At 70.5% G+C, this 990-nt stretch carries 1 protein-coding gene; it reads right to left on the reverse strand.

Annotated features, from left to right (window positions below; all coding sequences use genetic code 11):
* Positions 1-990 (reverse strand): DNA translocase FtsK 4TM domain-containing protein (locus tag ACYVHT_RS23285; protein WP_460557793.1); only part of this gene is annotated, 990 nt, incomplete at both ends.

The following is a 990-nucleotide window of genomic DNA, read 5'->3' on the forward strand; positions in this document are numbered from 1 at the left end:
GGCCGCCGTAGCTGCCGCCGTGGCCGGCACGGCCAACGCGCCGGCCACGCTCAGGGGCAGGCCCGTGCCCATGCGCGGGGCCGGCTCGAACTCCTGCGGGGCCGGCGCTTCGGCGGGCTCGTCAGCGGCCAGTTGCAGGGCCGGGCCGGGGGCCGGGGCACCTCCCGCAGCATTGGCAGCGGCCGTGGCCGCTACGGACTCCTGCCCCACGGGCTCCGGCGCGGCCGGCCGGGTTTTCAGGGTCATTTGCGGGGCGGCCGGCGCTGCGGGGGCGGTTTCGGCGGCCAGCTCGGCGGCAATTTCGGCTTCCAGTTCGGCGTCTTCGTCGTCGGCGCTGAGGCTGCGGAAGCGGCTCAGGTCGAGGCTGGTGACGTTGAAGAAGAACACCACGAACGAAATCAGGGCAAAGGCCAGCAGCAGCACCGTGCCCCAGCCAATGAGGCTATCGAGCCAGGAAGCGGTTTCGAAGCCCACGCCGCCGCACAGGAAATCGAGGCGGTGGGCCAGCGTGGGGTCGGCGCCGGGCGTGGCCAGGCTCACCACCACGTAGCCGAGCAGGCTGCTCAGCCAGGCCATGGTGAACAGGCCCAGGGCCAGCACGTAGCTCACCGACACCGTGGCCGTGCGGAACACAATCTTATAGCCCAGGAAAAACACGATGGGAATGAGCGCAAACGCCGCCACCCCAAACAGCTTATAGATGAACAGCTGCGCGGCCCAGGCCCCGAGCAGGCCCAGCCAGTTGCCGGATTCCTGCCCGGCTTCCTTCACCGGGATGGTGCCCATGGCGGCCACCACGCTCTGGTCGGCGTGGCCGGTGAAGAGGAACGAGGTGAAGGCAATGGTGAGGTACAGGCTGGCCAGCAGCAGGCCGAAACCAACAAACAAGTGGAAGCGCCGGTCGCGCAGCAGGCCCAGCACGTTGCCCACGCCGGGCAGCGGGCCGCGCGGGGCGCGGGGCGGCTTGGGGGCTTTGGCAGCGGGGGCCAG

This window comes from Hymenobacter daeguensis (assembly GCF_054780555.1).